Origin of the sequence: Romboutsia lituseburensis DSM 797 (assembly GCF_900103615.1) — a bacterium.
Classification (GTDB): Bacteria; Bacillota; Clostridia; order Peptostreptococcales; family Peptostreptococcaceae; genus Romboutsia_F; species Romboutsia_F lituseburensis.
The window spans coordinates 27994-40873 of the sequence record NZ_FNGW01000005.1 but is presented as its reverse complement, the minus strand read 5'-3'; the positions used below and the strand labels follow the sequence as shown (position 1 = coordinate 40873).

Genomic DNA, 12880 nt, shown 5'->3' with positions numbered 1-12880 from the left:
AATAGAAAAGTTAAAAATAAAATGAACGAATTTGATTTACATAAAGGAGTGATAATTATGGCAAGAGGCGATAAGATGAGGGTTGACTACGATGATTATCTAAGAGATGATAATTTACATATAAACTGGTATCCAGGTCATATGAAGAAAACTAGAGATTTAGTTAGAGAAAACTTAAAGCTAGTTGATGTTGTAGTAGAATTGTTAGATGCAAGAATACCATTTAGTAGTAAAAACCCTGATATAGATAAATTAGCAGGAAACAAACCAAGAGTTGTTATATTAAATAAAAGTGATTTAGCAGATAGAGCTAAGTTAGATAAATGGATAAAATATTATAAAGATCAAGGAATAAAAGCTATACCGATAGACACAATGAAAGGTATGGGACTAAATAAATTAATAGATGAATGTAGAAATGTTACTAAAGATAAAATGGATGCATTAAAAGAAAAAGGAAGAAAAGAAAGACCAATAAGAATAATGATAGTTGGAGTTCCTAATGTTGGTAAGTCATCTATAATAAACAAATTAACAGGAAGAAAAAGTGCGGTAACAGGAGATAGACCAGGTGTAACTAAAGGTAAGCAGTGGGTAAGATTAAAAGGAAACTTAGAACTATTAGATACTCCGGGTATACTTTGGCCTAAGTTTGAAGACCAAGAAATTGCTCTTAATCTTGCATTCTGCAGAGCTATAAAGGATGAAATTTTAGATGTTGACACTTTAGCATTAAGACTTATAGCTAAGCTTATGGAAATTGAGCCGGAAAAATTAAAAACTAGATATAAGTTAGAAAACTTAGGTGAAAGTGATATAGAAACTATGGACATGATAGGTTATAAAAGAGGATTTGTTACAGGAAAGAAAGAACTTGATTATACTCGTATAGCTACTACTGTGTTAAATGAATTTAGAGATGGTAAGATAGGAAAAATAAGTTTAGAAGTTCCAGATGATATAAAAAACTAATATAAATATATTAAAGATACTCATTACTTTATATAAAGCTAGAGTATCTTTTTTTAGGATTAGCACTATAAACTAAAAAAAATCATATAATGTTATTAAAAGATATCCATGCCAAATAAGGTGTGGATTTTTTAATAGATTGGAGGTTTTTATGGATAGGATAGATAACATAAGTACAGGTATGAAAGGATTTGATAAAGCAATTGACATGCTAAAGCTAGGGGATAATGTTGTATGGCAAATTAATCATATACAAGAATATAAAAAGGTAGTTAAGTATTATATAGACCAATTAAAATTAAATAATAGAAAAATAGTATATATTAATTTTGGAAATGAAAATTTAGTAATTGATGAATTAAATAAAATAAAGGTTTATGATTTAAATCCTAGTATTGGATTTGAAAAATTTACAACGACTATTCACAATATAATATCAGAAGAAGGAATAGAAACCTTTTATGTATTTGGCAATTTAACAGAATTACAAAAATCTTGGTATTCAGAACTTATGACAATGAATTTTTTTAAAGTCATATTTCCGCACTTAAATAAGTTTAGATGTATTGCATACTTTGCAATAGAGAGAAATGAGCATACATATGATACTATATCAGAGCTAAGGAAGACCACTCAGTTATTGTTAGATATATATGAAGTAGAGAATACCTTATATATATATCCTAGAAAAGTATTAAATAGGTATAGCCAAACTATGTTTTTTCCACATAAAATAATACAAGACAATGCTACACCGATAACATCTAGTCTGGACACCACAGAACTAGTATCAAAGTTTAAGTGGAACAGTAGAAGGTTAGCTTATTGGAGAAGGACATTAAATAAAGCGAAGAATTCATTAAGTAAAGAAAGTTCTGAGCAAGAAGAAATGAAGAGACTATTAATTAATATATTAGTAGGAAAAGATTTAAAAATAAATGAAATGTGTATGAAATACTTTAATCTATCAGACTTGATTGAAATAGCATACAGAGAAATTGGAACTGGTTTTATAGGTGGGAAAAGTATAGGTATGTTGTTAGCTACATCCATACTTAGAAAAAGTGAAGAATATAAAGAAGAGTTTAATGAATTATTAGAGCCTCATGATTCATTTTTTATAGGTGCTGATATATTTTATTCATATATAGTTGAAAATGGTATGTGGGATTTAAGGATAAAGCAAAAAACTGAAGAGGGGTATTTTAAATATTCAAGTGAACTTAAATATAGATTAGAATCTGGACGATTTTCTGATATGATAAAAGAACAATTTATGCACATGTTAGAATATTATGGTCAGTCTCCTATAGTAGTAAGATCTAGTTCACTCCTGGAAGATAGTTTTGGAAATGCATTTGCTGGAAAATATGAAAGTGTGTTTTGTGTTAATCAAGGAACCCCTGAAGAAAGATTAGAAGCTTTTGAAAAGGCTGTTAGAACTGTATATGCAAGTACTATGAACCAAGATGCTTTAAATTATAGAAAAAATAGAGGTTTAGATAAAAAAGATGAACAGATGGGTATTTTAGTTCAAAGAGTTTCTGGTGATTATTATGGACAATACTTTTTCCCACACATAGCTGGAGTGGGTAATTCATCTAACTTATATGTATGGAATAAAAAAATAGATATGAATGCAGGAATGCTTAGGTTAGTTTTTGGCCTTGGTACCAGAGCCGTAGATAGAGTTCACAGTGACTACGCAAGAATAATTACGCTTGATGATCCAATGAGATTACCTTTAATAAATTTTGAAGATGAACAAAAGTTCTCACAGCATGACGTAGATGTTTTGGATTTTAAAAATAACAAATTAACAACTGTGCCTATAAATGAAGCAATAAAAAATGATATAAAAGCAGATATAAATATATTTGGAAGAAAAGATTATAAAACTCAACAAATATTAAGAGAGATGAGAAAAGATCCTTCAACAGCTCCATTTTTGCTTAATTTTCAACAACTGTTAAAATATAGTAAATTTCCTGAAGTTATGAAAAAAGTATTACAAGTTTTATCTAAAGAGTATAGATATCCCGTAGATATAGAATTTACAGCTAATTTTAATAAATTAAATCAATTTACATTGAATATAGTACAGTGTAGACCTCTTCAAACAAGAGGTTTAGGGAAAACTGTAAAAGTACCTAAGCTACTGGATAAAAATTCATGCATATTTTCATCAGTAGGAAATTTTATGGGAGGAAATATTAGATTACCTATAGAGTATATAGTTTTTGTGGACTCTAAAGAATATATAAATTTAAGTCATGAAGGTAAATATAATATAGCTAGACAAATAGGTATTATAAATCAAAAGTTCAAAGATAAAAATGTAATGCTTATGGGTCCTGGTAGATGGGGAACTAGTACACCAGCGCTTGGAGTTCCTGTTCATTTTACAGAACTATGCAATATGTCTGTAATGTGTGAAATTGCATATAGTAATGAGGGGTTAATGCCTGAACTTTCTTATGGAAGTCATTTTTTCCAAGATTTAGTTGAAACCGGTATATTTTATGTAGCTTTATTTGACAATAATAAAGATACAGTATTTAATGAAGAAAAATTAAAATCATATAAAAATATAGCTAAAGAAATTATAAGAGACACAAATATAAATACGGATGTCATAAAGATATATAAGACTAAAGACCTAGAAATATATTCAGATATTACAACACAAATTGTAACTTGTGCTTATGATACATCACTTTAGAACTTAAATATATACTAACTCATGTTATAATTATTATAAAATAGAAAAACTTTTATGGGGGTATACAATGGGGAAATGCAAAGATGAAATGAAAAAATTAATAAATGGTGAGATAGAAGAAGTTTATATATCATCTGAGTTTGAAAGTATGGAAACTCTATCTAAATCAGTTCAAGTATGGAGATATGATAAAGATGAAGACATAATATCATACAGTACATTAACAAAAACAAATATTAATAGACCATATTTCATAAAAATTAAAAATGGTAAAAATTTTGTGGCTAAGAAATATGTAGGCGAAAATTTAACTGATGATACAAAATTAAAACTAGTTAGTAAACAGGAAGCTATTATTATTTTGGGATTAAAAGAATGTAATAATATATAGCATTAATTAAATTATAATGTAAACTTATCCATTTTTTAACATATTATAAATTAAAAAGTTAAAGGGTGATAAGTATGAATAAAGTAACAAATATATTTGTAGTAGTTACTATTATATTAGTAGTACTTTTAACCATAATGGGGATTAAATATGTATCTGCAAATAATGAAATAGAAAGTTTAAACGGACAGTTAAGTAATAGTAATAATAGAGTAGATGAATTAAAGTACAAAAATGAGGATTTGGAAAATGAACTAAAGATAAAAGATACATTGCTAAAAGAAAAAAATGGTAAAATAAGACAGTTAGACACCCTTATACAATCAAAAGAAAATGATATAAACCAATTAGATACTATAATAAGTGAAAAAAGACAGAAAATAAATGAGTTAGATAAGAGTATAAAAAATCAGGAAGACAAAATTTTAAAATTAAATATAAAAGTAGATGAAAAAGATAAAAATATAATATATTTAAATAATTCAATAAAAAATAAAGATAATATAATAATAGACCTTAAAAATATAGTAAATATTAAACAACAAACAATTGAAAATTTGAATAAACTTTTATATGATAAGGATAATAAAATATTAGAACTTAATAAATTAATAAAAGAAAAATCTGATAAAATAGAACAATTAAAAAAAGATGATAATAATTTAAAAAATATAATACAAGATTTAAAAGATCAATTAAATTTTATTGATAAAAAAAATCAAGAACTTATAGATGAAAAACAGTTAGAAATTAATGTTTTAATTAACAAAAACAAAGAACTAGAAAACAAAATAGCTAACTTAGAAGAACAAATAAAAGACTTAATTGAAAAGTAATTATCGAATATTAAATAAAAGTTTATAAAAAAGATTAACTAAATTTTTAAAATGTTAATCTTTTTTTATTGGATATAAATAATAATGAATTTTGAATACAAAAAACTTTATTATTTAGTTAAATAAATTAATTTAACATAAAAATTATATTGTAAAAAAAAATTAACACATGTATAGTTAATCTCTAATAAAAAATTAAAAAATATAAAATAAATTATAAAATTTAACAAAAATATAAAATAAAAATAATAAAGTTGCAATAACAACTAAAATGAAGTATAATGAATAATTGTGTATACAAAAAGCTATGTTTAATATAGGCGGTGAAATAACAATGCAAGATAATTGCAAATACATTGGAAAGTACGTATCTCAAATATATAGAAAAGGTAGTTCTTTTATATCTAAAGGATTAAATGAATTAGGAATTGGTTCGGGTCAAGTTATGTTTTTATTAGAACTTTATAGACAGGATGGTAGAAGCCAAGAAGAACTTTGTGATGTTCTTAATATAGATAAGGGAACAACAGCTAGAGCGATAAAGAAGCTAGAAGAAGAAAAATTTTTAACTAGAGTCAAAGATGAAACAGATAAAAGAGCGTATAAAGTTTATTTGACTCAGAAAAGCAAAGATTTAAAATTTGATGTAATATCGGTTATGATGCAGTGGGAAGATAACATAACTTCAAAGTTAACAGAAGAAGAAGCAGAAAATATGGTTATGATGTTAAAAAAAATATGCACTTAAGAGAAGGAGGAATTTATGAAAAACGAACAAATACTAGGTACAGAACCAATAGGAAAATTACTGTTTAAGTATTCAGTACCAGCGATAATCGGAATGATGGTAAATGCACTTTACAATGTAGTAGATAGAATGTTTATAGGACAAATACCTGATGTAGGACCATTAGCTATAACAGGTGTAGGTGTTACAATGCCAATAATGACTATAATACTTGCATTCGCTATGCTAGTTGGTGTAGGAGCTACAACTAATATTTCAATAAAATTAGGTCAAGGAAATAAAGAAGATGCACAAAAACTTATAGGAAATGGGATAACTTTATCAATTGTTATCAGTTTAATTATAAGTGTTGTTGGTATTGTATTCGGAGAAAATATACTAAAATTATTTGGTGCAAGTGAGGCAACTCTTTATTATGCGGAATCATATATATATATAATTTTAGCCGGGACAGTATTTAATGTGTTAGCATTTACTCTAAATAACACAATCAGAGGAGATGGGAATCCTAAACTTGCAGCTATAATAATGGTTGTAGGTTGTTTAACTAATATAGTTTTAGATGCGGTTTTAATATTTGTATTTAATCTAGGTATAAAAGGAGCAGCTATAGCAACAGTAACATCTCAAATTGTTACTGCAGTATGGGCTTTAATGTACTACATTAAAGGGAAATCAAACTTGAAATTTAAAAAAGAAAGCTTAAAATTAGATAAATCATTAGTATCAGCAATTTTTGCTATAGGTTCAGCACCTTTTGCGATGCAGATGGCAACAAGTTTAGTTCAAGCTATATCAAATAATGCTTTAAAATTATATGGAGGAGATTTAGCTATAGGTGCTATGGCTACAATATCATCTATATCAATGATATTTTTAATGCCAATATTTGGATTAAATCAAGGATCTCAGCCGATAATTGGATTTAATTATGGAGCTAAACAATATGAAAGATCTAATAAAGCATTTAAGATATCTGCATTAGCATCAATAGTTATACTTACTACAGGATGGTTAATGGTACAAACTATGCCAGAGATTATAGTAGGAATGTTCAATAAAGATCCTAAGTTAATGGATATATCAGTTAATGGAGTTAGAATATATTTACTTATGTTACCAATAATAGGAATATCAATAACTGGTTCAAATTATATACAATCTGTAGGGAAAGCTAAAGTAGCTATGTTCTTAAGTTTATTAAGACAAGTTATACTTTTAATACCTATGATAGTAATGTTACCTAAATTCTTTGGATTAAATGGTGTTTGGGTATCTCAACCGGTGTCAGATTTTTTAGCAACAGTGATAACTGCTATTGTATTAGTAAAAGAGCTTAGAAGCTATAAAGTTAAAAATGAAGAAATCTTAGAAAAGAAAGTAGCGTAATTAACTTAAAAATTATAAAATTATAAAATAGAAATCAAATAGTATATAAAATTTTTTAAAAAAAATTATTATATACTATTTTTTTTGATACTTTTTTACAAATTGATGGTATAATTTAAAAATGAAAATTCAAAAAAATCCATTGAATTCAAAAAAATTAAAATTAAAAATAAATTTAAAATAAAAAAAATATAGAAAAAAGTTAATTTAAAATTTAAATTAAACAAACAAAAATATTTTAAAAAATAAACTTTTAGTTTGAAAATACCGAAAAAAAGATCGTAAAAAGTAGAAAAATGATAGGAAAACGTTAGAGTAAGAATATTCTTAATATTTAATAAATTTTAAATATTGTTGACGTTTAGAAAATATCGATTTATAATTAATTCAAAATATTAAATTAAAATTCAATTTGATATTTAAAAAATAATTTATTTAAATTCTAATGAATTTAAGGGGGCGTTAATATGAACAAAACAAATAAAGATATAGTTATAGTTGGATTTGCACTATTTGCTATGTTCTTTGGAGCTGGAAACTTAATATTTCCACCTTTCTTAGGAGTAATATCCGGTGAAAGTTGGCTGACGGGATTTGGAGGATTCCTTTTAGCTGACGTAGGTTTAGCATTACTTGCAGTAGCGGCTGCAGCAAAATGTAATGGAGAGGTAAGTAAAGTTCTTGGAAGAGCAGGTAAAAATTTAGCTATTGTATTAGGATCTGCAATAATGATATGTCTAGGTCCACTTTTAGCAATACCTAGAACAGCGGCAACAACTTTTGAAATGGGAATATCACCATTAGCTAGTGGATTTAACCCAATATTATTCTCGGTATTATTCTTTGCAATAACTTTTATATTAACAATAAAGCCATCTAAGGTTGTAGATATTATAGGACAATTCTTAACACCAGCACTACTAGTTGCTTTAGGTGTATTAATCATAAAAGGGATAGTAACTCCTTTAGGAGATATAAATCCAACACCTATGATAAATGATATATTTGCAGAAGGTGTAAAACAAGGGTATCAAACAATGGATGCATTAGGAGCTGTTGCTTTATCAACAGTAATAATTACATCACTTGCTAACAAAGGGTATAATGATGAAAGCCAAAAAGTAAAATTAACAATGAAAGCAGGAATAGTTGCAGCAATAGGTTTATGCTTAGTTTATGGAGGATTAACATATTTAGGTGCAACTGTATCTCAAGTATATGGTAAAGATGTTGTTCAAACAAAGTTAATTGTTGAAATTACAGCATCACTTCTTGGACATCCAGGAAAAATAATATTAGCATTAATCGTAGGACTAGCATGTTTAACAACTGCAATAGGTCTTACATCAGCAACAGCACAGTTTTTCTCTAAGATAACAAATGGAAAGTTAAAATATGAAATTATAGTTACAGCAGTTTGCATATTTAGTGCGATAGTATCAAACTTTGGAGTAAGTACAATAATAAAATTCTCAGCTCCAATATTAGATATGATATATCCAGCAACAGTTGTACTAGTTATAATGACTTTATTTGGAAGTAAAATTAAAAATGATAATGCATTTAAAGGTGCAGCATATATGGCTCTATTAGTAAGTGTATTAACAGTTGCTAATAATCTAGGAATATCTATACCAATGATAACAAAATTACCATTTGCACAATTAGGTTTCAACTGGATTGTTCCAGTATTAATAGGTGGGGTTGTAGGAAGCTTTATACCATCACATAGCAAGCAAGGCAAAATTGATATTAATAGAGTTGGATAATATATATTAAAAAATCGTTGATGTGGATATCAGCGATTTTTTTTGTCGCAATATTCTTGAAATATAAAAGTTATTTGGTTTTAAAATATAGTAATAATTTTAATATGTACTAATAATCTTAAAATTGAAGAAAAATATTTTATAATGTATACTAAAACATATTAAAAATAAAAAAGAGTATATATATACCATAAGTTTGAAAAAACTAATAAATAAAAAAGATGTTATTATAAGGAGATTAAAATGAAAGACAAAAGTGTAAAAGAGATAAAAGAAATTATAGATGGTTTAAGTGTAGATAAATATTTAGAGTACATAGATATATTAAGAAATGATGAAAGAAAATCAGTTCAAAGTATTGCGGTAAAGATGGCTAAAAAATTAGATTCAATTAGGAAAGAAAATGAAAGATTAGAAATTATAAATGCATTTGAAAATGAAGGTTATAATAAGGGGTATGTATATATAGGGGGAATAGATGAAGCTGGTAGAGGACCTTTGGCAGGTCCAGTAGTAGCATCGGTTGTTGTATTTAAGCCTAATACTAAAATAGAAGGAATAAATGATTCTAAAAAGCTTAGTGAGTCTAAAAGAGACGAGCTTTTTGATATAATAAAAGAACAAGCTTTAGATTATGGAATAGGGATAGTTAATAATGAAGAAATAGATGAATTTAATATATTAAATGCAACTTATATGGCTATGAAAAAGGCTATAAATTGTTTAGAAAAAACACCGGACTATTTATTAGTAGATGCTGCTACAATACCAGGCATTGATACAGATCAAAAAGCAATTATTAAAGGAGATTCCAAGTCTATATCAATAGCAGCAGCTAGTATATTAGCTAAAGTAACAAGAGATAGTATAATGTATCAATATGAAGAGATGTACCCAGGATATGGATTTAAATCTCATAAAGGCTATGGAACAAAAGAACATTATGAAGCTATTGAGAAGTTAGGAATAACTCCTATACATAGAAAAAGCTTCTTAAAAAATGTGTTATAATTAATATATATAAACTATAAAAATTTAAATATTAAAGGCTATATAATTTATAAAAATATATAGTCTTTAATATTTTGTATAGTAATAAATATAAAACTGAAAGCTTATACAACTTAAAATAATAGGGGGAATAAAAATGGATTTTAAAGAATTAGAAAAACAAGCTAGAAATAATCTAAATGGAAGTTGTAAGGTATGCAAAGTATGTAATGGAGTAGCATGTGCAGGTGAAGTTCCAGGTATGGGTGGTAAAGGTACAGGTTCTTCTTTTATTGAAAATAATAAAAGCCTAGAAAAAGTAAAGATAAATATGAGAGTAATACATAATGTATCTAACCCTGATACATCAATTGAGCTATTTGGTCAAAAAATGGATGCACCCATATTTGCAGCCCCTATAACAGGAACTACTTTAAATATGGGAGGTAAAATCTCAGAGAGGGACTATATAGAGCCTGTAGTAAAAGGATGTATAAAATCAGGAATATATGCAATGGTTGGAGATACTGCAGTAGATGAATTTTTAATTGAAAATTTAAAAGTATTAAAAGAAAATAATGGTAAGGGTATAGTGTTTATAAAACCATGGGAAAATGAAGATATAATAAAAAAGATAAGATTAGCAGAAGAAACTGGGGCAATTGCAGTTGGAGTAGATATAGATGCGTGTGGATTAGTTACACTATCTATGCATGGAAAGACTGTTGTTCCTAAAGGTATTAAATCGCTTAGAGCATTAAAAAAATCAACTAAATTGCCATTTATAGTAAAGGGTATAATGACGGTACAAGATGCACTTATGGCAGTAGATGCAGGTGCAGATGCTATAGTAATATCTAATCATGGTGGAAGGGTATTAGATTGCACTCCTGGAGTTGCTGAAGTTTTACCTAGTATATCTAAGGCTGTAAAAGGTAAAATAACTATACTTGCTGATGGGGGAGTTAGAACAGGAGTAGATGTTTTAAAGATGATAGGGTTAGGTGCAGATGCAGTTTTAATAGGTAGACCTTTTGTTACAGCATCGTTTGGTGGTGCTATTGACGGAGTAGAAACATATGTAAATAAAGTAAAGGATGAATTGAGCTCTGCTATGATATTAACGGGGTGCCAAACAGTAAAAGACATAAATAATAAAGTAATATATAAAAATATTGGAGATAGCAAAGGTATATATATAATATAAAAATAAAAGGGGTGATTTTAATCACTCCTTTTATTTTTATATTGTTTAATAGATAAATTAATTTATTACTTAAATGAAATATTTGGTGAATTTATGATGTTTGATTCTTTAATTTGAGACTTAGTGTTTGTATATGATTGTTCAATTAATTTCATTGGCAAGTTAGATATATGACTTAATTGATTTTTATTTTCTATAGGTATAATCTCATAGAAATTTTTACCCGAATTTTGATATTTATTAACCCATGTAGGTATGCAATTAGCTTTAGATACAAATGTTTTGTTTTCCTTCGTATCCTTTGTTATTTCAATATTCACAATAAGGCCATCCTCAGTATATGGAGATCCCATAAGTTCTTTTCTTTGATTTGAAATAAAATTACCCAGGGAATACATAACTAATGTACTATTATCATTATTATAAGAATTGATTAGCTCAATAGGTTGAACTACGTGAGGGTGAGACCCCACTATAATATCTACACCATAATTGCAAAGCATTTGAGCTAAAGTTGTTTGGAATTTACTTGGAATTCTCTGGTATTCGTTACCCCAATGCAAAACTACTATCTGTAAATCAGTATCCTTAATATTATCTAATTGTATTTTTATAGTATTAAATGCACTATTTACATCAACCATATCAAATACATTCATTTTATCTTTTGATTTATTTGACACTTCAATTCCATTAACAGACTTTGAATTATTGCTAACGCTGCCATAAGAAAAAGCTGTTATTCCGAGGTTTATTCCAGAAACATCTTTTTTTATATAATTTTTATCATATACACTTTCAACGGTCCCTATTGTTTCTAATCCTTTCTCTTTGCAAACTTTTAAAGTTCTCTCTAATCCTAAATCCCCCTTATCAAAAGTATGATTATTTATGGTTGAGACGATATCAATTCCTGAGTTTTTTATAGCATCAACTAAAGTATCCGGCGAATTAAATGTAGGATATGAAGTATAAGGCATGGATGGGCCTGCCAATGTAGTTTCTAAATTAGCAATAGCTAAGTCAGAATTATTTATGTAAGGTGTAACATATTTAAAGTTATTGTTAAAATCATATGTGTTTGTATCTTTGTTATACTGTGCTTTTAGTTGGGGATTATGAGCCATAATATCTCCCATTACACTTAAATTTATATTTATAGAATTTGGAGATATTGAATTACTGCTTATTACTTTATCATTTTTAGTACCTTCATTAAAATTAGAAATTTCACTATCTATTTTAGTTATATTTATTATTAAAAATATAAGAAATAAAAGTAATATAACTAGCAATGATATTAAAAGAATAAATAATACTTTAGCTATAGATTTAGATTTTTTTTTCTTACGTTTTGTAACTCTACTCATATATTTTCACCCCTTCCACTCTATATAAATATTAATATCAAAGTATAAAAATATCAATTATAAAAACAAATATTGTATATATCAATATACAGGGGGCAATACTTCAAAAAAAGTTCAAAATAGGTGATATATATGAATAATAAAGAAAAAGGTGATTTGGGAGAAGCAATTGCAAGTAAGTATTTAGAAGATAAAGGTATTAATATAATTGAATTAAATTATAGAATAAAGACCGGTGAAATAGATATTATAAGTAGTTTAGATGATGAAATTATATTTGTAGAAGTTAAGGCAAGGACGAATATTAGATATGGATATCCAGCTGAAGCTGTTAATTATAAAAAAATAAAAAAAATACTAAATACAGCAAATTATTATATTTTACAAAATAATCTACATAATAAAAAAATTAGATTTGACGTTATAGAAATTTACTTAAATGAAAAAAAAATAAATCACATAGAGAATGCTTTTTAGGGAGGAAGA

General features: G+C 26.8%; 11 protein-coding genes. 10 read left to right on the top strand and 1 reads right to left on the bottom strand.

Features of this window, described 5'->3' with window-relative positions; translation table 11 throughout:
• Nucleotides 1–57: 57 nt before the first annotated feature.
• The 9 genes from ylqF (at nucleotide 58) to BLP75_RS10705 (ending at nucleotide 11024) form a co-directional block, all read left to right on the top strand.
• A complete protein-coding gene (gene ylqF, locus BLP75_RS10745) occupies nucleotides 58–972 on the top strand; it encodes a ribosome biogenesis GTPase YlqF (protein WP_330385805.1) in 915 nt (304 codons plus the stop codon).
• Between the two features lie 151 nt (nucleotides 973–1123).
• Nucleotides 1124–3694: a PEP/pyruvate-binding domain-containing protein gene (locus tag BLP75_RS10740; protein WP_092725982.1), complete on the top strand. Its 2571-nt coding sequence runs from the start codon at nucleotides 1124–1126 to the stop codon at nucleotides 3692–3694.
• Between the two features lie 67 nt (nucleotides 3695–3761).
• Nucleotides 3762–4085 (top strand): hypothetical protein, encoded by a 324-nt coding sequence (locus BLP75_RS10735; protein WP_092725981.1) that lies wholly within the window; start codon nucleotides 3762–3764, stop codon nucleotides 4083–4085.
• 74 nt (nucleotides 4086–4159) lie between these two features.
• The gene (locus BLP75_RS10730; protein ID WP_092725979.1) at nucleotides 4160–4921 is read left to right on the top strand and encodes a hypothetical protein; all 762 of its coding nucleotides are present in this window, start codon (nucleotides 4160–4162) and stop codon (nucleotides 4919–4921) included.
• Between the two features lie 334 nt (nucleotides 4922–5255).
• Nucleotides 5256–5669, top strand: a complete 414-nt coding sequence (locus BLP75_RS10725) for a MarR family winged helix-turn-helix transcriptional regulator (RefSeq protein ID WP_092725978.1) — start codon at nucleotides 5256–5258, stop codon at nucleotides 5667–5669.
• 15 nt (nucleotides 5670–5684) lie between these two features.
• The gene (locus BLP75_RS10720; RefSeq protein ID WP_092725976.1) at nucleotides 5685–7058 is read left to right on the top strand and encodes an MATE family efflux transporter; all 1374 of its coding nucleotides are present in this window, start codon (nucleotides 5685–5687) and stop codon (nucleotides 7056–7058) included.
• A 467-nt stretch (nucleotides 7059–7525) separates the two neighbouring features.
• Complete coding sequence (gene brnQ / locus BLP75_RS10715) at nucleotides 7526–8827, top strand: branched-chain amino acid transport system II carrier protein (protein WP_092725975.1); 1302 nt, start codon at nucleotides 7526–7528, stop codon at nucleotides 8825–8827.
• Nucleotides 8828–9070: 243 nt separating this feature from the next.
• Nucleotides 9071–9838 (top strand): ribonuclease HII, encoded by a 768-nt coding sequence (locus BLP75_RS10710; RefSeq protein WP_092725974.1) that lies wholly within the window; start codon nucleotides 9071–9073, stop codon nucleotides 9836–9838.
• A gap of 136 nt (nucleotides 9839–9974) precedes the next feature.
• Nucleotides 9975–11024 carry an alpha-hydroxy-acid oxidizing protein gene (locus BLP75_RS10705; RefSeq protein ID WP_092725972.1) on the top strand — a complete coding sequence of 350 codons (1050 nt, stop codon included), beginning with the start codon at nucleotides 9975–9977 and terminating at the stop codon, nucleotides 11022–11024.
• Between the two features lie 65 nt (nucleotides 11025–11089).
• Here BLP75_RS10705 and BLP75_RS10700 read toward each other — a convergent pair whose 3' ends face one another.
• A complete protein-coding gene (locus BLP75_RS10700) occupies nucleotides 11090–12394 on the bottom strand; it encodes a CapA family protein (protein WP_092725971.1) in 1305 nt (434 codons plus the stop codon).
• 132 nt (nucleotides 12395–12526) lie between these two features.
• Here BLP75_RS10700 and BLP75_RS10695 point away from each other — a divergent pair, with 132 nt between their 5' ends.
• The gene (locus BLP75_RS10695) at nucleotides 12527–12871 is read left to right on the top strand and encodes a YraN family protein (RefSeq protein WP_092725969.1); all 345 of its coding nucleotides are present in this window, start codon (nucleotides 12527–12529) and stop codon (nucleotides 12869–12871) included.
• Nucleotides 12872–12880: the final 9 nt, after the last annotated feature.